This is a genomic window from Parabacteroides goldsteinii, from assembly GCF_020091425.1.
Lineage (GTDB): Bacteria > Bacteroidota > Bacteroidia > Bacteroidales > Tannerellaceae > Parabacteroides > Parabacteroides goldsteinii.
In genome coordinates this window covers 994,614-1,019,108 of record NZ_CP081906.1, presented here as the reverse complement: position 1 = coordinate 1,019,108, position 24,495 = coordinate 994,614, and the positions used below count along the sequence as shown (strand labels likewise).

At 42.5% G+C, this 24,495-nt stretch carries 19 protein-coding genes and 1 pseudogene; 2 read left to right on the top strand and 18 right to left on the bottom strand.

The features are described 5' to 3' along the window. Positions 1-3: 3 nt before the first annotated feature. From K6V26_RS05130 to K6V26_RS05105, 6 genes are all read right to left on the bottom strand, one after another. Entirely contained in the window at positions 4-480 is a 477-nt protein-coding gene (locus tag K6V26_RS05130; RefSeq protein WP_224264776.1) for a hypothetical protein, read from the bottom strand. After that, a complete protein-coding gene (locus K6V26_RS05125; RefSeq protein WP_086004272.1) occupies positions 464-697 on the bottom strand; it encodes a hypothetical protein in 234 nt (77 codons plus the stop codon). Before K6V26_RS05125 ends, K6V26_RS05130 begins: the two co-directional genes overlap by 17 nt. Beyond that, positions 684-1,133, bottom strand: coding sequence for an N-acetylmuramoyl-L-alanine amidase (locus K6V26_RS05120; RefSeq protein WP_224264775.1), 450 nt, complete (start codon positions 1,131-1,133; stop codon positions 684-686). Before K6V26_RS05120 ends, K6V26_RS05125 begins: the two co-directional genes overlap by 14 nt. Positions 1,134-1,321: 188 nt before the next feature. Next, a complete protein-coding gene (locus tag K6V26_RS05115; RefSeq protein WP_128135553.1) occupies positions 1,322-1,549 on the bottom strand; it encodes a DUF4248 domain-containing protein in 228 nt (75 codons plus the stop codon). Beyond that, the gene (locus K6V26_RS05110) at positions 1,542-2,156 is read right to left on the bottom strand and encodes a DUF6633 family protein (RefSeq protein WP_224264774.1); all 615 of its coding nucleotides are present in this window, start codon (positions 2,154-2,156) and stop codon (positions 1,542-1,544) included. The genes K6V26_RS05115 and K6V26_RS05110 overlap by 8 nt, the downstream gene beginning before the upstream one ends. Then, positions 2,068-2,679 carry a DUF4373 domain-containing protein gene (locus tag K6V26_RS05105; protein WP_048315280.1) on the bottom strand — a complete coding sequence of 204 codons (612 nt, stop codon included), beginning with the start codon at positions 2,677-2,679 and terminating at the stop codon, positions 2,068-2,070. Before K6V26_RS05105 ends, K6V26_RS05110 begins: the two co-directional genes overlap by 89 nt. Positions 2,680-2,960: 281 nt before the next feature. Between K6V26_RS05105 and K6V26_RS05100 the strand changes: the two are divergent. Both K6V26_RS05100 and K6V26_RS05095 read left to right on the top strand, forming a co-directional pair. Next, a pseudogene (locus K6V26_RS05100) lies at positions 2,961-3,299 on the top strand (PD-(D/E)XK nuclease family transposase); the annotation flags it as partial. 118 nt (positions 3,300-3,417) lie between these two features. Then, positions 3,418-4,263 (top strand): toll/interleukin-1 receptor domain-containing protein, encoded by an 846-nt coding sequence (locus K6V26_RS05095; protein WP_224264773.1) that lies wholly within the window; start codon positions 3,418-3,420, stop codon positions 4,261-4,263. An 84-nt stretch (positions 4,264-4,347) separates the two neighbouring features. On the opposite strand, the gene K6V26_RS05090 is transcribed toward K6V26_RS05095, so the two are convergent. The 12 genes from K6V26_RS05090 to K6V26_RS05035 all read right to left on the bottom strand — a co-directional run bounded on the left by K6V26_RS05090 (position 4,348) and on the right by K6V26_RS05035 (position 24,494). Continuing rightward, positions 4,348-4,824, bottom strand: a complete 477-nt coding sequence (locus K6V26_RS05090; RefSeq protein WP_224264772.1) for a hypothetical protein — start codon at positions 4,822-4,824, stop codon at positions 4,348-4,350. Positions 4,825-4,845: 21 nt separating this feature from the next. Continuing rightward, on the bottom strand, positions 4,846-8,655 hold the full coding sequence (locus tag K6V26_RS05085) for a coiled-coil domain-containing protein (protein ID WP_224264771.1): 3,810 nt from the start codon (positions 8,653-8,655) through the stop codon (positions 4,846-4,848). Further along, positions 8,639-15,835 (bottom strand): LamG-like jellyroll fold domain-containing protein, encoded by a 7,197-nt coding sequence (locus K6V26_RS05080; protein ID WP_224264770.1) that lies wholly within the window; start codon positions 15,833-15,835, stop codon positions 8,639-8,641. Before K6V26_RS05080 ends, K6V26_RS05085 begins: the two co-directional genes overlap by 17 nt. Beyond that, positions 15,832-16,755, bottom strand: coding sequence for a hypothetical protein (locus tag K6V26_RS05075; RefSeq protein ID WP_224264769.1), 924 nt, complete (start codon positions 16,753-16,755; stop codon positions 15,832-15,834). The genes K6V26_RS05080 and K6V26_RS05075 overlap by 4 nt, the downstream gene beginning before the upstream one ends. Continuing rightward, positions 16,752-20,726: a hypothetical protein gene (locus tag K6V26_RS05070; RefSeq protein WP_224264768.1), complete on the bottom strand. Its 3,975-nt coding sequence runs from the start codon at positions 20,724-20,726 to the stop codon at positions 16,752-16,754. The genes K6V26_RS05075 and K6V26_RS05070 overlap by 4 nt, the downstream gene beginning before the upstream one ends. After that, on the bottom strand, positions 20,726-20,875 hold the full coding sequence (locus tag K6V26_RS05065; protein ID WP_224264767.1) for a hypothetical protein: 150 nt from the start codon (positions 20,873-20,875) through the stop codon (positions 20,726-20,728). The genes K6V26_RS05070 and K6V26_RS05065 overlap by 1 nt, the downstream gene beginning before the upstream one ends. 71 nt (positions 20,876-20,946) lie before the next feature. Then, positions 20,947-21,426 carry a hypothetical protein gene (locus K6V26_RS05060; RefSeq protein WP_224264766.1) on the bottom strand — a complete coding sequence of 160 codons (480 nt, stop codon included), beginning with the start codon at positions 21,424-21,426 and terminating at the stop codon, positions 20,947-20,949. Continuing rightward, positions 21,423-21,983 (bottom strand): hypothetical protein, encoded by a 561-nt coding sequence (locus tag K6V26_RS05055; protein ID WP_224264765.1) that lies wholly within the window; start codon positions 21,981-21,983, stop codon positions 21,423-21,425. Before K6V26_RS05055 ends, K6V26_RS05060 begins: the two co-directional genes overlap by 4 nt. Continuing rightward, the gene (locus K6V26_RS05050) at positions 21,967-22,494 is read right to left on the bottom strand and encodes a hypothetical protein (protein ID WP_224264764.1); all 528 of its coding nucleotides are present in this window, start codon (positions 22,492-22,494) and stop codon (positions 21,967-21,969) included. Before K6V26_RS05050 ends, K6V26_RS05055 begins: the two co-directional genes overlap by 17 nt. Before the next feature lie 180 nt (positions 22,495-22,674). Beyond that, positions 22,675-23,100: a lysozyme gene (locus tag K6V26_RS05045; RefSeq protein ID WP_224264763.1), complete on the bottom strand. Its 426-nt coding sequence runs from the start codon at positions 23,098-23,100 to the stop codon at positions 22,675-22,677. Beyond that, positions 23,097-23,432 carry a hypothetical protein gene (locus tag K6V26_RS05040; RefSeq protein ID WP_224264762.1) on the bottom strand — a complete coding sequence of 112 codons (336 nt, stop codon included), beginning with the start codon at positions 23,430-23,432 and terminating at the stop codon, positions 23,097-23,099. Before K6V26_RS05040 ends, K6V26_RS05045 begins: the two co-directional genes overlap by 4 nt. A gap of 36 nt (positions 23,433-23,468) precedes the next feature. Then, positions 23,469-24,494 (bottom strand): hypothetical protein, encoded by a 1,026-nt coding sequence (locus K6V26_RS05035; protein WP_224264761.1) that lies wholly within the window; start codon positions 24,492-24,494, stop codon positions 23,469-23,471. Position 24,495: the final 1 nt, after the last annotated feature.

The following is a 24,495-nucleotide window of genomic DNA, read 5'->3' as shown; positions in this document are numbered from 1 at the left end:
TTCCTATCCATTCAAATGCCATCTTTTTCTTCTATTACACCACCTAACTCCCAAAAACAACACACCTCCCCCACCCAGCACCCACCAAACCGGCAAGCGCCCCAGCGACCAGCCGCTTTCTTTCTGCTCCGTAGCCACTGTTTCCCGCAACCGGCGGCCTTCCTGCCGCGAAAGTGAGAGCAAGGTATCCTGACTGACAGATACCTGCCGGCAGTCCGCGACAGCACGCCTTATTTGCCCTACATGCTGCCTGCCATTGCTGTCAGGAGCCGAAAACGAGACCTCCTCCCACCGGAGTGTCGTTTGCATATCAGACTTCCATACACGTTCCGCCCACAAGCTGTCGTACCGTTCCACAATCAACGAATCCCTCTCCCCGAACGTCCGCTCCGCCACCGTTTTCCTCCCCGCAACACAGCCACTGCCAGCCACCAGCATACACAAACAGCTCCCGATCAATCCTTTACTCTCCATTCTCATCCCTTCTGATCTTATATTTATAACTATAATCCACCCCGAACAACGCCCCTGAAAACGTCGACACCTCACCGAATCCCACCAACACCGAGTTATGTATCTCCCCTGCCGGACTGCACCAAAACCCCATAAACAACAAGACAACACCTGCCAGCGACAACAAAACCGCCACCCATAACTGGCAACCAAGCGACCAACCCCTTCTTTTACAATATCCCATACTCCTCCTCCGCATCAAAACAAGGACACTCTTTCAACCATTCATCCCGCGTGATCTTCCCGTCGCCATTCCGGTCGGGCGACAAATCACGGTGCCCGCAGATCCGGCATCCCGGATACTGCACCAGCAGCAACAACAACAATCCCCTGATAGACAATTTCTGCCTCTCCGTACGCGTATCTTTCGGATGCCCACCGGTATCCAGCCCGCCTTCGTAACAAATCCCCAAACTGAACGCATTATGCCCTTTCACATGTGCCGGAATCTGCTCCGGCGGACGCATCGGTACGACCTCACCCGAACGGCGGATATAATAGTTATAACCGGCCGAAAAGAAACCACGCGCCTTATGGTCACGTTCCAGCTGTTCCGGCGTATACTCCATCGTCTCGCGGGTAGCCGAACAATGCAAAACAATCAGATTAATTTTTCTCATGATTCAATTCTGTTTATCGTTAATGTGAAAGCAAATGTACAGGAAGGGAAAAGTATGGAATCGGTTTAAATGGGAATAGCAGGGAATAAGAAGGAATAAGACAGATTTTACCGGGAACCGGAGTATTCAGGCAAAGAGACAAGGATTGAACCCGAACACGTTCACCGTCCCGCTTCGTTTATTTATTATCAAATATTCCAGGTCTCAGGATCGCCCAGATGATCCACCAGGATCTCCACCTGGCGCGGCGTAAACATACGCTGTCCCTTGCGGTAACCCGCTTTCTTCAGATCATCCAGCAACTCTTCATCCCGTCTGATCCACAACGACAACTGTGCAGAAGCCGATTTCGGTAAAATACCCGGGAAATACAACCGGGCCAGTTCCGTATGCCCCCATACCTTGCTCTTATCCATGATCATTTTGTTTTTGTTGTTTTTCTTTCAGTTGCAAATATTCCTCGTAAGTGATACCGCCGGACGACACATTCTCCGGTTTCTCCTCCTTCTTTCGTGCCGCCTTATAACGGTTTGTCTCCGTCAGGCGTTCGCCCATAAACTGCATCAGCGCACTGGTGACAGTCAACGCATCCACCATCCCGTAAAAACGGCCGTAACGTCCGCATTTCAGCCGATGGAAAAACAACAGCAATTCCGTCACTTTCAAATAAGGATATTCCGCCAACACCAGACGCGACAACTCGCGCTGGCGGTTGACCGGCATTTTCTCTTTCACCCCGACAAACAGGTTGATATCTTCCAGCAGAGCGCATATAAACACCATGACCACCAACTCGCCATACCCCAGGCAAACCGTTTCCAGCATGGGAGCCGTACCGAAATAAGCACGCTCGGTATAACGGGCGGCCATTACCTGCATATCCGGTTTAAACGTATTCAGGAATTTCTCCGCATTCCCGTAACGAGCTGTCATATCAGCAACATCTTGTTGCTTCTTCAGCCATGCGGAGGAGTTCTTCCCGTCGGGCAGCTTCTCCGTTATCGTCTGAAAATCGAGTTTCATTTGATTTTCCATATTGTGTAGATTGATTTACATTTACATTTTGATTTCCATTTCCATTTTCCGGGGTTTTCGTTACAGAAACCGGAGTTTCTGTTGCAATAACCGGGGTTTCTGCAACAATAACCCCTTCATTCGCCCAATTATCCGGTATTTCGAGATCCGGATCGATCTTTATTCCGAGTCTTTTACTGATCTCCCGGAAGCGTCTCTGTATCGCCAGCGAAGAAAGTACCTGCCGGTATTCCAACAGTTCCCTGTCGAACAACTGAAGATCTATACAATAAAGGACCGCCTCACTGACCGTAGCCTCGTCCAGCCCCAGGATAACAGAGATATCGAAACAGAAATCACTGTCATAAGAAATATAATACCCCTTCTCCCGGTAAATTTCACAAAGGATCGCTAAATAAATACAGATGCCCTTACACCCGTACTTTCGGAGCAGGCGTTGTATTTTCCTGTCCGAATACAGGTCCGTATCCAGCGGAAAATAGCCCAGTCCTTTTTTTAATGGTCTAGCCATAATTTTAATTTTTTAAATGTTGATTACCTGAAGCACCAACGGTTAACAAATCCGGTGCGAAAGAAAGGAAGTGATTTACAATAAAAGTCTTTGGCGTGTACAAAAACAGTAAAAGTTGAACTCCAAACTCCCGTTTAAAATTCAACCCTTAGACTCTTTATGCGGTAAACATAGACAAATATATTTTTAAAACCTATTTTTCCGGTAAAAATCAGGATAATATGCTTTTAGATGAAAAAAAAGCATATCTTTGTATCGTAACAATTTAAATATGAACAACTATGAAAAATGATTCTGCTTTGGTCCGTTTCGATTGGGCCGTAAAGCGCCTTTTACGTAATAAATCAAACTTTGTTGTGTTGGAAGGCTTTTTGTCCACTTTACTTGGGCAAGAAATACGTATTGTCAAAATGCTGGAAAGCGAAAGCAACAAGGATAGTGTCGATGATAAGTTCAACCGGGTAGATATGCTGGCAGAAGACAGTAAAGGGGAACTCATCATCATTGAGGTACAGAACAACCGTGAACTGGATTATTTCCATCGTATGTTATACGGAGCATCCAAAGCCATTACCGATTATATCAATGAAGGCCAGGAATATGGTGTTATTCGTAAAGTATAATTGGCAAAACGACGAGTACAGATTTATAAAACAAAAAGTAAAATATCTTTAAGATACCTCTTTGTATAAAAATTATAGCTATAATTGTATTCATTTAATATTAAATGCAAATTATATGGGATATGATTATGATGTAGCCCTATCTTTCGCAGGTGAAGATAGAAATTATGTGGATAAAGTTGCAGAGGTTTTGAAAAGCCAAGGAATAAAAGTCTTTTACGATAAATTCGAAGAAGTTTCACTTTGGGGAAAAGATCTAGGAGTCCATTTTGATTTAGTCTATAGACGAAGTGCAAAATATTGTATACCTTTTATTTCAAAGAATTATAAAGAAAAGATTTGGACCAATCATGAAATAAAAACGGCTATAGCAAGGTCTATAGAAACCAAAGAAGATTATATTTTACCAGCACGATTGGATGAAACAGAAATAGATGGGATACGTTCTACCATTGGATTTATTGACCTGACAAAATATTCCCCTGAAGAATTTGCATCTCTAATTATAGCGAAAATAAAGGATGAAAGCCCTGCTAATATTGAATCAACAAAAATTATTTCAAAAAATGTTGTAGATGTTTACTTATCACAAAAAATAATGACAGGGGTCTCTGATTTTTCTAAAGCTAGAATAATCGGAGCGTCAATTGGAGTCCTAATAACGAACAAGAGTTCTAATTATAAATATTTTAACCAGCCTTTTTTTAAGCTGTCCCATCCTTTTGAGGGAGGAAATGATACTTTCTATTTGATAGAAACCATAAAAACTGTGTTATTTCCTAAAAAAACAGAACCGGGAGAACCTGTAGAAGTTCTATATAAATTAGCACCTAAAGGTATAGAACTATTACGTTCATTACCGGAAGACACTACAATGCAAGCAATTGTAACAACAACTTTAGACGAAAAATTTGAGTCAAATGAAATTCTTATAAAAAATTTACTTGTTCTTCTGAAATAAAAGCAATCACCTAGAAAGTAAATATATTTTTATTATTATTGAAAAGATCGGGGGCTTTTTACCTGCCCCCGAAAGGTCTAATAATTAAATAGTACCGTAATACTTGAACCATTCAAATGAATGATGTATCCGTCTGTCTTTACAAGGTTTACGCCATTCTTCTTGAAGGTCATAGGCTTCCATTTCCATGGCACTAGCACAATAGGCATTGTCATTAGCCATAACAAGATTCTTGTGTTTGAATGACCTGTAGACAAAGCTGATTAGATACTCTGTCCCATATACTACATAATATAGGAATATGGGAAGAAGAACAAGCAGGAGCATCCAAAGCGATTGAATCCCGAAAGCAAACAGGGTAAACATGGTTATGATTGCCAATGCTAACCCGGCTCCGAAACAATCTTGGTATTGTCCTTGATGAACTTTTTCGTGTGCCAGAACTGTTTTTGACAGAGATTGATGCTCTGTGAACACTAGCCCAAACAACATGATTGTTTTGAAATTTGGAATGAAAGTGAATAGCTTAGCTATTCGGCTTTCGTAGAATACTGTTTTCATACTTTGATTTTTTAATTGTGATTATTTTAAGACTACCCATCTGATACATTGGACAAAAGTTGTTTCACTTACACCGAGTACCGCAATAAGTCTGACAACTCCAGTACTTACACAAATGCGTTCTACAAAATCATTCTCTGAAGCTAATTCTGTGTATGATCTTGGTACAAAAATCTTTTGTCCATTTTGTGTCTCGACATAAGTTCCTGAAAAAGTCTTTGTATAAGGAGGCCAAACATTGTTGTAAATTGAAACTATAGAGCCATTGTATTTAATATCTGTTGGTAAAATTATTCGGTTGGAATAAGTTGTTACAGACAGATTACCATTCAGCCTATATGTACCATTACTATATATTGCATCTGAATCTTCAATGTCTATAAATGGTAACTGAATACCTCTAGCTTTGATTATACCATCGAACTCGGCATTCCATAGACCATTTTGTTTATACCATTTTATTGCACCCCCAGCCAATTGTCCGGAACCGTCCAAACGGAAAACGATAGCCGCTGTATCATTGATTGCCTGGCTAAGAGTACCCCCAAACCAGGCTATAACGTCATTAGATTTTTTGGCTGTTCCGTTGATACCGGCCGTATCTATCCAGGTTGATCCGCTTCTGACTCCCAGTTTTAGGAGGCTGGTTAACAGCAGACCTCCGATACTGGCTGTCTCGTTGGCTATTGCTTCTTTTAGATATTCTAACTCTTGCAGTCCAGCCGTTGCACCAGACATACTGTTTGCTAAATCATCTACATACTTTTTGGCCGCGACCGCGATCGCCTCCAGTATGGTTTTACGACGTGTATAGTAGGCTGCTATGTTATTATAGTCACTCTGTACCGGTATATCGGACGGGGTACTGGCTGTATATTTATTTAGAGCATTGACCGCAGATAAATAGGCGCTGTAGTAATTACTCCATGCGGTTGTATTGGTTAAGTTATATCGGGTAGCTTGGCCAGCGATCTCCTGGTATTCGGCTTGTATGTCACTTAATTGCTGTTTCAGGCCGGTTTTTTCCATCGGTGAAATTATGCTGTCACTAGCCCAATCATTTAAGACTCCAGTGATAACTTCCGCTTCTGCATTCGCATCGTCGGCGGCTTGTTGAGCGGCATCAGCGGCATTTTTTGCATTATGCGCCTGATCCAGGGCTGTATCTGAAAAACCTTTAAGTTTATCCTGAATCGCTACATTAGCCTCCTGGATACGGGTTGAAAGATTGGCTAAGGCAGAAGCATAGAGGGTAAAGGCAGCATCGACAGCATTCTTTTCTTCAACGGTCGTCTCTCTGTCCTCAATGGCTGTGTTGATCGCATTGATTAAATCCTGATGTGCACCGGCAAAAGTGATTTTAGCGTTTAACAGGTTTGTTTTGGCCACACCTGACAGATAAGCGTTTGCAAATAATTTGGCATATTGTGCATCAATATCAGACCGTTCTTTATTTAGTGTATTAATATACTTTTCAATGGCCACGGCTTCAGCTTCGCTGATTATGCCGTCGGCAAAGGCACCGTCTACATAATCACCTAAGTCGTTGAGAGCCTCATTGGTGTCGGCAATTTCGTCCAGGGCGTCATCGGCAGTCTTTTGGGCGTCTTTGATTTCCTTATCTACGCCTGTCCATTCGGCTAGTTCTTTGAGGCCGGAGGAACCTGCTTTTAAAACAAGTTTTCCGCCGATCTCGCCCATCGCCACATTGAAATAGGTTTTGCCATCAGGTGAGATTATTTGTTTAACGCGCATCCAACCGGGACCGATCTCTGTAAAGCCGTACAGCGTAGCAAAACTACGAACGTTATCGACGTCAGCGCCTAATGTGCCGGTCAGGAAATAATAGTTACCATCTCCGGGATCAAGTCTGTGAGCCTCTTTGCTTAACTTGAAATATCCGGTTGTACCTTCTTTCTGGCAGATCAAATACAAGTAATAAGGGGACGCGTCTGTAAGAGGCGGAGATGTATAAGAGGTGATATCCCAATACTTAAAATCGGATGGTTCCAGTGAAGAAGACAATTTGTCGATACCCAGCGTTAGATGCTGAATAATACCGGCAGGCGTTTCAAAAACCTTACTTTCATTGTTATAATAGAAAGGATGATCAACCTCTTTCGGTGCCGTCTTGTTATCTACGAATTGAAACTGAAGGCTTTCCTCCCCGACTAGCAGAGACATGGTTTGTACCCATATAGGATTGACACCAGCAGAGAAGTCAAGGAATGCCTTTTCAAGCATATCCTGCATCTCTTTTGCATCCCGGAAGCGACGCTGGGTAAAGGCTAATCCTTCTTTATGTAATTCATCCGTTATAACCTCGTTTTCCTCGATCTTACCAATTTCATTTGATATATATCCGGACACAGGTGCGTTGGATAACTCCAACACCGGACTATGTGGATTATTGATATAATCCCGAACGCCTGTCGTACGGATCAGGACGCCTTCAGGCTGGAACTGTGTGTCGGAAAATTGGACGTATCCGCCTGGGCGTATTTTCCCACCGATCTCCAGCCATTTTTGTTTTGCCCAGATTCCGTCCAGGTCACCTTTGAAAACAAAGCCGTCATCTTCCGCCCCATACATGTACTGGACAGCTTCGCGGAACATATCCCAACTGGCTCCGCTTTGGCTTGCATTATCACAGACATAGGCGTTTGGTAAGGATATATGAAAAACTGCATATTCGTCGCCGGGAGACGGTTTAAATGTCTCGTTTGGCATAACCATACCATCTATTTTTCTCGATACTAATTTGAATCGGCGTTCACTGTGTACATATCCAGTTATGGCCTTATCTGTCTGTACTATATCGAACTCTTTGTCTTTTAATATGCCCGATTGAAATATGATCGTAGCTGTCTCTCCCGAAATCCGGAACTGTGAGTAATCAAGGGATTCTGGAATACTATCGTCAATTATATCATATAAGGTATATTCATCATCCTTTCCTTCGTTCTTTATGATTGTTTCTATACGGCTGACAGTTCCGACTCGACTGGGGTAATACTTTGATCCGTCATAACTGTCCTCGTTGTAGTCCGTCAGTTCACGATCGGCCCGGACAATATACGTGCCGTCGGCGTCAGTCTTATAACGTCGTCCCTGGTATTCCAATTCCTGATTGCGCGGGAGCAATAGCGTTTTACTGCCATATAACGAATAGTCTATATTTCTTTCTCCGCCCTGAACATATAAGATCGTGACAGGTTGTTTTTCTTTCTGGCTGGTTCGACCTACACCGGTTTTGAAGCCGTTACCCTTACCATACGAAAGAGTCAAAGGTTCGTCTTTGAAATATTCGACTTTGCCTAAATTCAAAGTTTTATTGGATATTTCATACTCCGTCTTACATTCATCGGCCAGGCGAGTAAAAACCTCCAAGCAATTCTCATGATTGAAAGCCAGGTATATTTCCTTTGATTCAATACATTTTCCGACTTGCCAGCCTGAATCGTGTAGATTCAGGTTATCAACAATGAGTTGAAGGAATACGCGCGGCTTAGCTGTCAAAGGGAACTTTAGCTTATATGGACGTTCTGACAGTAGTTTGAATTTACATTTTTTTAAATATTCCTTGTATGAAAGTAATGTAACCTTATACTCAAAATTCCGGGTCCCGTGTTTCACAAAGTCTTCCGGATACCAAAGTCGGTATTGTTCACCTTGGTAATAGATGTATGATCCGGTCGGGATTTCGATGTGTTCCGACAGGGAATAATATAGGACAACATCATTCTTCCCCATGATGGCCCGGTAACGATATGATTTATCATCAACGTCGATATCCAGAATCAGCTTGTTTTGTTTATTGTATATCTGCATGATCGTCATTGTTAAGGTTCAACATTCGTTCAACACGTGCTAAACGCTGTTCTAATGCCATTGATGTATCATTTGAAATCAGAGACGTTGGAACATACTCTGGACCACTACCTCCCCAACTAACGGGAACATCTTTCCAGTTCATAGCTGCTGAACTGTCATAAAAGCAATAATCATGGTCGGTTAATAAGTTTGAGTTATAAAATAGTATCCATAATGTAGGTAAAGAGGATTTTACACTAGAACAGGAACGAAAGCACGAATTAAGACTGGTCACTTTTGTATTGTTGTCAAATATGTTTTCTGGAATATTTCCCAAATAGATGCAATGAAAAAAACAATAATAAAAGTTTTTTGCTTCAGTATTATTTTTTAATAATCCGGAAGGAATATTTTTTAATCCACAATCACGAAAACAGCTTGAAAAACTTTCAGCCAATATATTATTATCAAATAAACCATCAGGTATTTTATACAATAAACGACAGCCTTCAAAACAAGAACTAAAATCTGTTCTATCGAGATCATACCTAAACACATCTGGAGCTATATACTTTAAATACTTCTCGCCTTTAAATGTTAAATTTTGCACTATGCTATTTCCCATATTCCAGAATGCAATAATAAATGATCCCGTGAAATCAATACCTGATATACGTTCACAGTTATCAATTTCAATTTGTAACAACCCTTTATTTTCTTTTGTATATATCCGCATACCTAATCCTGTTGCTTTAGTGCTAGTGCCATCACCCCAGTATATATTATATTCATCAGAGTCTGAAGTTATTGATATTTTTGAAGATGAGTCATTGGTACTACAACGCAAAAGAAATTGAAGATTATTGTTTTTTTCTGGTTTACAATAATCCGTATCCAGTTCTAAAGAATAAGAGGTTGAATAATTATCAGTGTAGTTTTCATATATGGTTAAATCTATTTGCCTATCCTTATATCCAACACAACTAATTTGAAATATATAGCTACCTACATTTAATATAAGAGTGCATTTCCCATTTTCGTCAGTAATCAATTCTTGATTATTATATTTTAATATAACCCCTTCAAGGTACAAGTTAAATTCATCTCTTATTATAATCGTATATTTTATAGATGTCTTTACATTGATTGTAATATCCGAAGTCTCAACAGTAATAGTTCCTGTCTTTAATAGATAATCAGGATGAGAAAAGGTATAATCATAACTACCTCTCCCAATTAGTAATACACATTCACCATATATATTAGTCTCTCCAGATAAACCATTACATGTAATTGTTGCCCCCTGTACTAATTCTCCAGAACCATTTTTGACTATGAATTTTACATTAACAACAGGATAAACATATACCGTATATATTTGATCTGAGCTTGTCGAGGGAAAGGAAAATTCACTTCCTGAATATCCAGATAAAGCGACAGTACCACTAATAGCTGAATCACTACGTATAAAAACATATCCATCTTTATCCGTAAAATAGCTATTTTCACCAATAGAAATTACAGCCCCTTCTGGATAAACATTTTGATTATAGACCCTAGCACGTATTTTTATAAGAGGAATATAAATCACCTCATAGTTCTGCGTTCTAGTCCCTGCTACTAAATAATTATTCTGCAGGTCTTTATGATTGTCACATTTGAATGTAAAGTTGACAACCTCATTATCTGAAGCATATATTTCGTACTTTGTCTCCGTTATTTTTTTATATGGGGAGGAACAAATCAAAGATGAATTAGAAATTTCTTTATTTCTTGATGAAGCAAATACAAACGTTGTGACGGGTGCCCCTCCCCACGCTAGCGGTATTTCTTTGAAATCATCCAAACTAGCACACCCTTCAAAACAGTGTGCATAAGAACTTATAGTATTATAACCATCTCTAGCCTCCCACCAACGTTTACCACTTATATTAGGGGATTTTCCTGTCACATTGCGACAACCGCTGTAACAGCTTGTTACATTACTTAGTTTAGTTGATCCAATAAAATGATCAGCAATATTCCCGCACAGTGCACTTCCTGCAAATGTACTATTTGCAGATAACAATGCAGGGAAAGCATTAGTAAAGAAACCAACTGGATAACTTTCTATATTAGTATTTTGGAATACACCGTCAAGGAACTTGATCGTTGCTTTACACCCTTCTAGGAAGTTTTCAGGCAATTCGGTTATAACTTTGTTTCCATTTAATAGATTACTTATATTGACCAATTGGGGGCAATTTCGTATATCAACTGTTTGTAGTCGAGTAAACCCTTTTTCCGGGGCTATGGCAGTGATCTGGCTGTTATCTACGACAATCAAAGAGGTAAGGTTTACGCAACCCTGAACATCTACATTCGCAGAACAATTACTTATGTTCAACTGCTCAATGTTTTCCGGAGAGAACTGTATGCTCTGTACCCTCTTCAATCCTTCCAGATTCAGGATCGACACATTCGGGCATTCGCGGACATCTATATCGGCCAGATACGGGTTATGTGTAAAATCACCTGTACGGACAGTTGAGTTATGTGCCAGGAACTTACGAAGGAACACACAGTTTGATATATCAACTCCGAAACCGGTAGACAGGTTACAACCTGACAGATTCAGTTCTTCCAGGTTACGACAGCCAGATAGTTCCAATTCGTTCAGTGCCGGATTGTTTGACAGATCAATGGCACGTAAAGAACTAGCTGTCGATAGTTTTGCTTTAGTCAAGTCCTTACCTGAAAAACCTTCGAGCAGAACGATCGGAGCGGCATTGTAGATACGTAAAATCTTTTCGCTGGCATCACCACCGACAGACTGGTAGGTATAACTAACCTTTGCCGGAAGCTTGCCATCACAATAGACATACGATGATTGATTTTGCGCGAATGACACACGAATAAAAGCTGGAACTTCCGTTTTCATTGTGATCTCGAACGTGCCGTTATAGCGATGCTGGAAGTAGATCATCTCGCTGACTGCTGATCCCTGTGGTTCGTAACGGAATAAGGAATCTACATAGGATAGGCGATCTAGTAAGAACTGGTTAATGAACATCAGCTTATTTCCACGGGCATTGATCAGGTACTTACGTTTGGCATCGATCGCGTCCTGGCTTTCGTAATCCATACCGATGTACTTGTACTCCGCATCCATATTGTAGAACCGTTCGCCAATGCGGGAAATGATTTCCTTGCAGAACGTACTGATGATGAAGTTATGCGTCAACACACCGTCATAGGCTTTACCATCCTGACCGGTTACACCTGACCGGAGGTCACGGTAACGGCGGATGATCGTATCACCATACAGCGCGCTGATACGACGCCAAAAGCGGTTCTCACCACAGTTATAATTTTGAAAATCGCTCTCCTTAGGCTGGTAATACTTCGCATTATCATTGATATTCCCGATTGGATACTGCCAGCCCAGGAAAGCGTCCTCTGTCAATGTGCCTTGTACGTTTGTACCCAGAGCCGTATCCATATCGTACATTGTAGGATAGAACACAGGCGGATTACCTTTTAATGCCCGGTTGGCCATATCAATTTCACGGGTGTCCCACTGTACGAATGTCAGGTTACGTCCTAACTGGTCGGACAGATACAGGACAATGCATATGATAACATAATCAATGCACGATTGCAAATGGAAATACTTGCCAAATATCTCCGGGTTGGCGAAACATTCGTCCGGGGCGGTGTCAACCCATTTCATTGCCGATATAAAATCGGCGTGTTGCTGTGCCGCCAGTTCTCCCAGCGTTTTGTCAATCTTACCAATCCCGCCGGTTTCCGATCCCAGGAACGGGACGGTTTCAGCGGTCAACATGTCCTCAAAGTAATTGACCGAAGATGTTCCTTTCGTCCGGAGAGGACAGTTGTTTTCATTGTCCCATTCATCCCATACCCAACGTTTCTGACGGTCTTTAGCCTTACTGTTAAGATCAAGATCGTGCGGATCGATCAGGTTCGTGGTACGTGACCAGGTATAACCGTTTGTCGACGTTTCCCAGTGACCACGGCCAAGGCTTTTTGGATTTCGACACTCAAAATCCATGACAGTTTCAGCCCCAACACGCCAGCGCATCTGTTCGGCACGCATCACAATACGTTCGGGTTTATCCAGGTCATAGTAGTCTTTGCCTTCGACTAGTCCCATTTGATCAATGTAGGTCTGCGTAAGCGGACGATCTAATAAGTCAACTTTCAGCGGCATGGAAGACAGGTCAAACAAACCATAAGACCCAGCCCTCAGTTGCGGGTGTACACTATCTCCATTACTTTCTGAGCGCCATACTGTATTCTTATGCCATTTGTCGGCTTTATAGTCCGGCATGCTATATAATTCCTCCTGTTGTTTCAGGCCCCATGTAAGTAGACCGCCAAACTCGTTTGCACGTAGGTTTCCGGAGGCATCCAAATGCTGACGGTTGAACCAAACCGGCACAGCGTCGATCGCCAAACGTGCCGGCTTAATGGGGTATTTACTGTAATGATCCCCGTCAACATTGTAATACGGAAATGGATTGGTACTGCCATTACAATAGGCTGGATAATCAGCAGCAGGCCACGGCCAAGGTAAGCGATAAACATAGTCAGCTAGTTTGGCTATACCCTGATTGTTACAACTGGAACTGTCTATATAATTGGCCTTGCACTGATAAACTTTTGTATAATACCAGGGGCGTGTCCCGTCAGCATGGCGGACCATGTTAAAGGCTTTTGTCTCATATTTGCCGGTAGCGGCCAACTTCTCCGGATCGTAAAATTCAAATTCCCAGTTCTTGATCGGGTAAGCCAGGGATGAGTTACCTTGCCAGGATACCGTTAACGGGTGACGTTGAGATAGGTCGGCATAACGCTGATCTTCCACATTCTTTGACAGGGGAGAGAAAATATACTTATCGAACAACGTTTCTTCCTGCCCCGGCGTCATGGTACATTCAGCAAATACAGCATCATCTTTGGTCGCCCCGTAGATATTGCCAAACACGCTGAATGTGGTCAACATCGGTTTATTCGGGTTGTTGATCGTTTCAGCGTGGATACGATCCTGATCATAATAGATGGAGGCGATATAGTTGTTCAGGACTTCATCGAACCCTAAACATTTCTGATAGACACGAAGGAACTTAACATTACAGTCTGAGAAACCGGATATTGTACCGTCTTCTGCCTGATGGCCATTGATCACTATCGGGGCATCTGTATCCAAGTATCCGGCATCCGGAAATGTAGTAGCCGCGCTGATCACACCGTTACAATACACAAGGATCAACTTCGCGGAACGGTCATAAGTGATTGTTACATGTACGTATTCGTCCGAATTGGCAATAAAGTCACCCAGTTTGGTCATATAGTTTTTCCCTGTTCTAACCGGGATACTCAGACTATCTGAGGGGCTGTAATAGATAAGCATTCTTTGTGTATCAATTGCCAGTCCCTTTTTTTGAGTTGCGCCAGGATCGCCGATACTGAAAGTATGGCTATCTTCCTTATATAAGTCAGAATTGTGCAACATCAGTTCGATTGTCATACCTTCACCTTTACGGTCAGCCTTTGAAGCAAAACCGACAAAAGGCGAATAGTTAACCAGACAATAGGCCTCACCGTTGGCGTGTAGGCAATCCCCTTCAGGCGGGCGCTGATCCGTGCCGTCCTGATGCTCTACCCAGCCGTTTATTTCCTTTAAGAAACCATGTAATACACCTTTGTAGTCCTGATTCAGGTAATACTTATTTTTCCATATTTCCCAATCCGGTAGGCTATTAGATAATCCATTAGCCGACAGATATAGTTCCAGGTTATATTCCGAAGCCGTTAGGACTGAATAATCAGATACGGACCGGACATTCAAAGCTAACTCTTTGGTATTGGTGGCATACACTAGACCTGTAGGTGTGATAACAGTTGTCCGGAGACAGATCGTGTATGTATTCGGTTCGTCTGGCAAGGCAAACGGGATTTCAAGCCTCTTGACAGCGGATTCAGCCGTTTCGGTTGATATAGATTCAATATTTTGCACCCACGCATGGACTTTATAAGTACAACCGTCTTGGCTATGATAGATGTTTACCGGCAGGATCACTGTATTGTTGATCCGGTAGTCGGCGTTAGTATCCAGCGTGCTGGTAGTATAAACGATACCGTCCTGTAAAACAACAATACGTTTGGTCAGGAGCGGACTTTTCAAGGACGGATCATCTTTTGCCCAGGCTTGTATCTGTACAACGTATTCCCCCGGTTCCGCGAAGGCAGGAGTCGTAAATGTCTGTGGATATGATTGAGTTGGGTTAAAAGCCTCTTCCCCGGCAAGGACAACATCAAATTCACTGGTTTCGGCAGCATAAGTACTATATGTCAGTTCAGTACCAGCCTTACGCATGATTTGACCGCCGATCGTGACCTGGACGACAACCTCGCGGGCGACAGATGTAATACGGTAATCCAGGCTAATAGTTGACCCTGTACCAAACTGGCGGCTATCATCAAAACTGGACGTAACATTGACTGAGCCAACGACAAAGGTAATAGACTGAGCGGCCTCACTACGGCGGCCGAAGGCATCAACCAAGAAGATATCTTCTATCCGGTAAGTTCCGATTCCAAATGTCTCCGTTGAACCTTTCCCGAAGATAGCCTCTTTTAGATTCAACTGAGCCGATCCAGAACCTAATCCGGTCACCTCAAAACTATCGTTACTTCCGGTATAAGTTCCGGCTGGTTTCTTACCGATCAGCTTCAATTCGCCACCTTCTTTATCGTAGTAAGTGACCGGAATGGTATACGTATCTTCCGGACGGAAAACATAATAATTTTTATCCAGGTACAAGATCGGCGGAGTATTGGTAGCAGGATAACCGATGCCGTACTGCTGAAAATAAGTGATCAAGTCCTCTATCGTATTGATCTTAACACCGTTCAACTCGCCTGTTTTCAACCATTCGGCTTTCGCTGATTTCCATTTCTCGCCAACCTTTTTCAGGATATCACCTTCGGCAGCTTCGGCCGCATCAACGTCACTGAGATCGGCCAGGTTCCCGCTAAAGTCTCCGCCACCACCGCCGGAAACTTTAAGTTTACTGGCATCAACTTTTACAGACTTCGGACCTTCGGCTTTCATACCATATAGGTATACGCCTTTCAGGTCAGTTTCTTCGTCCAGTTCGATTATTGTCTTTTTTTCGTTTATTCCGCTCATAACATCATATCTATTAAAAATCCATCTTCAGTTACTATAAAGGCCCCGGTCTCATCCGCTAGGACGTATTCGATCTTTCCAAGACGGAACCGGGTAAATACAAGAGTGAGGCTAAATTCGACTACTACCTTTCCGGTCAGACTCCATATTTTCCAGCCGGAGGTCTTTTTGTAGTAGCATGGATATTCGCCCAGGGTGCGATCATAATACAGTGATCTCTCACCCGGCTTTATCAGATCATTGAAAAAAGCATCGTAACATTCCCAAAATCGTTCGACCGATGATGCGATTAAACAGCATTTAAGCGTTACTTCTTTACTGTTTAAATGGAGGGTTTCAACATCGTATTTTTGTCCGTCCATTAAAGAGTTGGAACGGGTCAAGTTCTGTTTGACAGTCGGTGTTTTAATTATCTCATCGTGCGCTTTCGTGACCAATATACCGTAACGCTCCAGTCGAATACCATCCAAGGCAAACGGTGATCCTGATAAATGTGTTCCACCGCCTGCCGGTATTGGATAATAATCGGAACGTGTTGGAAAATCATCAATAAAGTTCAATGAAAAAGAGGTTGCACCTGTATATGTTGTATTGCTTTGATGTTTGGATAGTCTTAAAGCCCAGCTATGTTGTAGCGAAGGAATTACAAAAACCTTATATCCCGGTTGGCACATAAAATCAATAAACATCGACACATCAATTGTTGGATTGCTTGCCAGGAATGATATGGTTACTTCCTTTTCTTTCAGAGTCGGGGTTTCAAGATCGACCTCAATACCATCTTCCTCCGGCCAGTCATTTTTCTCCGGATCACGAAGATCGGGGAAAGATATAAGATTATTATACCCTCCTTTCGTGATCCATACGCCATATTCGGCGTATATATCCACATTGTTAATATAGCAACGACGTAGTTTCATGGGGTACGTAGTATTGTGCCATTATCAGTTATATCCTGTACATATCCTTTAATGGCATCGACATGTTTTTCTATCGCTTCCAGCTTCTTGCAATAGCTTGTATTATCCCTAATTTCCGCTAAGACAGAAAGACCAAGAACTAGCATTTCATTGATACTAATCACCCCCGAACTTGTCTTGTCCGCGTAGATCAATAAGGTATGGACTATACCTAATCCTTCATCAAAACTGTCCTGGCTCACAGATGTAATCCCTTTTGCGACTGCTGTACGGCTATCTTCTTTATCTTCCGGCTTATATGTCTCGAATCCATGCTTACGCATTTCCTCATTATATGACTCTAAAAATTTATTACCTTGTTCGATCGCAGAAAGCGCACCCCCGAAAAAATTTTCAGCAGCTTGTCCTAATTCTTTATTGAATTGTTGTTCGGCTGTGGAAGAATTATTGTTTTTGTTTTTTGCATAATTCTTATAGACATCTTCGAGTTCCTTTTCGTATTCTTCAACGGCTTTTTTCACGAATAAATTTTTAACCATTTGATTGCCTACATCATTGAGTATATCGGTTATATTCTCTCGAAATGTTTTTGCTGCATCAGTCCCATTACGAAAAGCATCCACGATCGCGTCAGATAAACTATCACCCAGCGAACCGAAGGTGTCACTTATATAACTGCGCATAGCTTCTTCCGCTTCGCGTATCGTCTTTTCCATCTCAATGAGAGATTCAAGCGATTCCTTCGTTTGTCCGGCCAATCGGTCACCACTACCATCAACCAGGCTCATGGCGATTTCCAGATTTAACCGCCCATCCTCATAGAACAACTCGGCAGGAGTGCCGTCAGGATTCTTTAGGTTCTCTCGAACCCAGTCCTCCAGGTTCATTGTTTTTGTATGGTTCCCGCCAATACCTAAAAAGCCTTTACTTGACTTTTTGGTTATATAACGCAGGTTGTCTTTCAAATCAGCCGTCCCCGGTCCCTTATCTTCAACCCCAAGTAATTGACCGGGTTTCATACCGGCCCATCCCATTATCGTACCATACTTATACAGCTTCGTCCAGAAATTACCTGTCGGGTCTTTCCATGCTTCTTGCTGTTCTACCAGTTTGTTATTATAATTATCCATTGATTGCCCCAGCATATCAATGGCATTAATCATATTTCCTATATTATCCGTGCCCCAAATATCATCTTGTAATAAACCTGTTTTGATTAACTTATTATTATATTCTTCCTGCAAGGATATAAGTATTCTCATGTACTCCTCATGATCACGTTCCGCATCTTTGAGACCGGAGAAAGCACTTGCTATTTTACTGATGATCTGTATTGCTGCTGATATTACTGCCAGGATTACAGACGCTTTTTCAACAGCAATAATAGCTTCTGTGGCACCTTCGGCGGCCATCTTTGTAGCCTCTACACTCCAGTTTGCGAGTGTAGTTATAGATGAGATCATTGAGAGCGTGGACGTGGTAATGCTTGAAGCCGCTTTTATTATCTCCCCGAAAGAACCTCCTGCATTATCACCAATATCATTCAATTCTTTATTGACCGATCCTAACACATCATAGACCTTTTTCCAGTCTTTATAACTGGTAGATGTACCTTTACTGGTATTGGCCGTTAATTCTTTGATACGGTTCTGTAATTCTATGATCTGAGCGCGATATTTAGCCGTCTCTCCATTTTCTCCCAGTTCCCCGTTTTGTCCGGCTTGCATCCGGGCAAGGTTCAAAGCCTTTTCAGCCTGCTCTAGCATAGACATGAGTTGTTTCAGGCTGAAATTTGTTATATTATTTGCCCAGGACTGAAATGTAGCTTCACGTTCTCCGAACAGGTTGTCTATGTCTACTAACGAATCTTTCTCATTCAATAGAGATTTACCGTAAGCCTCAGTTCTGGCTTTAATAGCATCTTCAATACGTTTCTTTTCCTCATTGGTTGATTTATCAGTCACTTGTGATCTGAGAAAAGATATATCTTTCTGGTAATCTTTTTCTAATGTAGATAGACGCTGAAAACCTGATTGATAGGTATTCAACAATTCTTTAAATTTTGTTTGAGCATCCTTATCGGCCTCTTTCAGGGCATCCTTGATAACTGTACTCTTTTGTGCCCCGGTTTCAGAATTATCCCCCTTATTCAAGGTTTGGAGATTCAATAGCTTTTCCTTCAATTTTAACAGATCATCACTGTATAACGTTTTTAGCTTTGTGATCTCTTCTTTCAACAGATCGACAGCCGATTTCTTACCTTCTACCTGGCTTTTCTCATAATAGAGAAAGGACAGAACATCATTATCCTTTTTTGTCCGGTTATCTTTTTTCTCCAGGCCGTTAATTTGGTTTTGGAGATATTCGCGGTAACTGGCACCCTGTTTGATCAAACCGGCATAGGCCTGATCAGCCGAATGCTTACCTAGTTGTTCGACTTGCTGATAATATAAAGCATACTCTTCCTTCTTTTTATCAAGTTCCTTTTTTAATAGTTCTGTAGCCGTTTTAGCTTCTTCTTTGGCCAATTGGCTGTTAAGGGTATTGGTCTGACGCATCATCATGCGACGAGCGGAATAACGCTGACCGCTCAAACGGCTTATTTCTGCTTCCGCTTCCTTTTCTGCACGAAGATCGGCCTTATTTGAATTTGCCAGTGAATTTTGTACCTTGATAATTTCATGTTTTTCTTTGGCAATAGCAATGTCTTTGTCATATATCTGGTCATTGATACTTAACGCCTCTTTCAATGCAGCAAGGCGTTTAGCCTCCGGGATACTCATATCATAGGCTTTATCGCGCAATTCATTAACACGAGTCTCCAGGTTGGCACGCTCAACGAGCCAGTTACGTTCCTGTTCGTCCAGGGCATTCCGGCGTTTTTGCAGTTCAATAGACTGTTGTGTTTTTTTATAGGTATCTTCCGCAAAGGCCGTAACCTTTTTTCCATAATCTTCTACACCGGTACTCATCTGCATAACAGCATTCCCCAAATCGGCAAATCCTTCTTTCCAATCTTTTGAGAATATCTTAACAATGGCCTGTCCGATTTTAGGTATCGCTTTCAGGCGGTTTGTCACAAGAATGTCTACCACGTCTCCAAGTGCTTCTATGGCCCCTTTAGGGGAAGTGAATGCTTTGTACAGCCATTCGCCAACCTTGTCAACAACGTCCAGTAAACTGGCAAGAACCTGGCCGAATGTAGCCGAGGCAACAGCCAGGGCATTTTCCCCCTCTTCTGTCCTTCGGAACCAGGAAGTAACAGCCGCCAAAGCCGCCGCAATAGCCGCTAGTATCATGCCAAGAGGTGTGGCGATAAAGGCCCAGGCTGCTTTGGTAGCCTTACCTATAGCGGACGTCATTGATCCGATCGGGCCGGGCGTGGATTGAATAACTTGTAGCAGGCTTTGAGTTCCGCCTGTGGCTTCTTCATAAGCGGTATCCAGATCACTTACCTCTTTCTTTAACTCTTTTATTTTAGATAGCATTTCAGTCCCTGTCGCCGATTCACGTTCAGCGGCAGAAAGTTTCTTATATGCTTCTTCCAGGCGACTGAGTGACGCCTGTTTTTCTTCATAAGAACCGACAGCTTCCTTTTCTTTCTGTATCTCTTCGTTCAGAAGATTCATGTTTTCCTGTATCCCCTGCCGAAGATCAGCTTCCTGTACAGCTAAACGGGCTTTAACTTCGGCGTATTCGGTAGCTGTAATAGTCCCGTTTTTTAAAGCCTCGTTTGTCGAATCCTGTATGGCCGTAAGTTGACGAAGGGAATTAATGTCTTCCTGGATGGATACAGCCAGCGCCTTATTATTGGTAGACATAGCAGCAAAAGCCTCATTGCTATCCGCTATAAGGCGCTTATAGGTCCCAGCAGATTCATCACGCAGTCCCTGGATACCCAGTTTGACCTTTGTCACTTCCTCTTCCAGATTACCCCGAAACTCAAATGTTACATAGATTGGATCATCCATTATCCTAGTCCTAAAAAACTTAATTCTTCTTCTTCGTTATCAATCACATCTTCCTCCTCTGGCGGAGTCTCTTTCTTCCTGGTTTTGCCCTGATCGTTGATCATGGCCAGCACAACACACCAGGGTATCCGGTTCATCACTTCGTCCATCGTGAAAGCTCCCTGGGATATAAGGGAGAATATTTGTCCGAAAGGGCTATGGGGAGGTTCGTAATCCTCCTTTAACTCCCTGTCTTTTTCGGTTGGCTCAGTATCGGTTCCGTTACTCTCATCCTGGCGACCGATCTGATAATACTGACAAAATCCTCACCGGTGCTAAGTACGACCATCACCTTCGTAAGTTCCGCTAACGTTCTTGCATCCATGTGACACCTGAGATACCAGGCTAAAGGACGATTTAACAGCCAGGAGGCAAACACACCCCGGATCATACTGTGGGCTATAATTCGGGAAGCTGTTACACCGTGCTTGGCTATTTCGGTGAATAGTATGGAACTGTCCCCATCATCCAGCTTTATCAGGTCTATATCCATTTGGGCAAAGAGTTTGCTCATCCTTAACAAGTTCTGGAAAAGAGGTCGTTTTATCCAGAGAGATATTGTTTTTTTACCCAATAAACGGAGTAATGCAGGAGCCGGAACATTCATCTTAAGCCGCTGATCCAGTAATGAACCAGCGGCATTTATTTCTACAATGTTCATGCTTTGGGTTCACCTAACTTGTAAATTTCATAAGATCCGTCATCTTCTCCTATCGGAGCCATTGCCTTCGCTGTAATTTCAATTTGCGCAATTTCAGTTTGTGTCATATTCCACACAAAACGGGCAATGATCTGGGCGCGTGGAATGTCGATAACCACATTATAACGGCTTATCGCCCGTACTGATAACTCGACTTTAACCACATTTTTAGTGGACACATACTTTTCTACTTCGTAAGTTTTACCGTCAATGGTCACATCTACTGTCTTGGTCGATCCTCCAAAAACTTTAATAAGTCCCTGGTTATCCCATTCCATCAGATTCCATTTCAATTGTTTCAGGCCCGCTTCAGTGATAACCGACTCTTCCGGTGCTGTTGGCTCTTCCTCCGAGTAAAAATCTTGTGTCGTATCAGCTTCGGTGTTGAATGAGGCAGTCCCTTTGGCTGTTTTTCCAATTTGTTCCAGAAGTGCGGCCATTCCTCCGGCAGGATTGACGCTCCCGACTAAGACTTTTTTCAGACCGATTGATCTTGTTTTTTTAGCTATTTCTGTCATGTTTTATATATTGAAAGATTATTAGTAATACTATGCCGAATAATGCACCTGTCAGGTAACATTTGATATCCATCCAGAATGAGAATATATCGGACTTTTGTTCCTTATTGCCCTGTCTCAGTTGATCTCTGATACGGATCAGTTCTTCTTCCAGGATAATGTTTCTCTGCTGAATGCTATCACACTGTGCAGAAACCTTTATATCATTACCTTCGCGTTTAGCCGTTACTGTGGCCTGTCCGTTTTTAGCTGTATATACAGCCCCGGTAGTGAGGTTACGGAGGCTGTCCGCCGGGATCGTCAGTTCCGCCAGACTCGTCGGGATGGTCGCGAGGGTAACGGAAACCTTTCTGTTCCATGCGAGACTGTCCAGAACGTGTATTGAAGTATTTTTTTTTGTAGTCTTGCAACTCGTAACGAGCAGGGCACTGAGTATAATACTTGCAATCCACCATCTTGATAACAAGCCTTTTGAGATCGTGTATTTCTTGAAATAGTTGTTCATTTTCATAACTGAGTTTTACTGTTGCTTCTTTGGTGGACTCATACATCTCTTTCCAAATGCCCTCTCGATCCCGAACAGCCTTTGCCTTGTAGAGTTCTCTGTTGCATAACCAAGTAATGAATGAGGCTAAGCCTCCGGAACCTAAAGCGGTTGTAAGAATGTATGTCCAGTCCATCGTTATTCTTATTATGAAAAATACAAATCAGCTTCAGCCTTACGCCGACGAATCAATCCGGCCAGGATCATGCCTTTTGATTTGTTCCAACGGCTGAACTCATAGCGGATATTTACATTCTCAGGATTAGCCTTTACACATTTCAAAAGGGTTGACTTCAGGAAGTTTCCTATGCCACAGTTGAAAGTAAAAGAGACAAGAGAATCAAACTGATTCTGTGAAACACAAGGACATTCACGATTTACTACCGCTTCGGCTTCTTTGAGGTCTTCTGCCAAAAAATATTCGGCACGGGTTTCGTTTATCACATCTCCAGGCTTTACATCTTTCGTGTGACCGTAACCTATTGTCCATACTCCGGCAGGACATTTGTAAGCATTCAGGCGAAGAGTCTCAAATTCTTTGATCAGCGTTATTCCTTTTCTACCTGTCTTCATGCGGTGATCTCAGATGATGCAAGTTCAACATAGGTGTTACCGTCAAACATCAAGGTTGTAACCTTAGAGGCTGCACAGTTCACGCCACCGATCGTCGCCACGGCAGTACCTTCATTATGAACAATCATCAGGGAACCGGGTTGTACCATTGTTTCCACATCAATTGTTTTCTCAGCAGTTGGGGAAACAGCTACTAATACAGGATTGGCATCATGCACAATACCTATTTCGGACACTTCGCGTTTTACGGCTACCGGGAACGGGATTGTAACCACCCGTTCGCCTTCTTCATTGTAAGGGGCGAAGAAGTCAAAACTTCTCCGCGATTTCATATTAATATAACTCATTACTATAAAATGGATTGAATGTTAAACACTAGCTTTAGGAGAATAAATAGCCCCCAGATATTTACCTGTTACAGGGGTAGCCACACCACGCATGTTGAAGCCGATCACATCACCTCGGTATTCGGGATCATTCAGGCGGGAATACATATCTACCGTACCACGTGCTTTGGCTACAGCTTCTTTGCTGTAGAATAAGGAAGAAGGGGCATCGGTCGCAGAAACAGGAGCGGTCCAGGCTAATTTCTTTCCTGTTGCACCGTTATACCGTGGATTCAAAGATGAACGCACCACATTGAAAGAGAACAATTTTTTCTCGTTATAAAATGCCTTGTACATATCCAAATCCTGAAGACGAAGGTCCATTGCATGGAGAGGGTTCAATACCAGGATACGATCTTCTCCAGGGATTTCCATTTCGTCAAAAGCCAGTTCCATATCCATGACCATCTCGTATGTCATGCCCTTGTAACCTCGTTTGTTCTTTTTTCCGTCTGTAGCTTTGACTGGAGTATAAGCCCCATCTTCGGCAGGAGCCCAGTTAAAAGCTGCCAGACGTGCAAATTTCTGACGCAAGGAGTTACGATGTCCTTCGGTAACGCTTTGGCGTTTTCCTGCTGATTCTTCAACCTCAATGGCATTGACGTGGACGGTGTTTTCCGTGTCAAAACGCTTTAAAAGGATTTCATGAGGAATATCGGTACGAACAGCAATGGGGATCGGATACAGTTCATTGTCAACATACACAGCCGGATCGACACCTGCTTCCTGCAAATTAAGTTTATTGTTATCTACCCAAGCATCCAAACTTTTGGAATAGGTCAAAAACGAATCATCCGGATAAAATTTCTCTATGATTTCAGGAATCCAGATTTCTCTGTTCAAACCTTCACACAGACAACCGGACATATTCATTGGAATAAAGGACAGCCCCATCTGAAAGGCAAACATTGCTCCGTGACTTACACCTAAGACAGAGGCAAACACACCACTTGTAAGCGAGTTAAACAACAGCGCCATGATCAGCGCAATAACAAATTTTGATTTCATT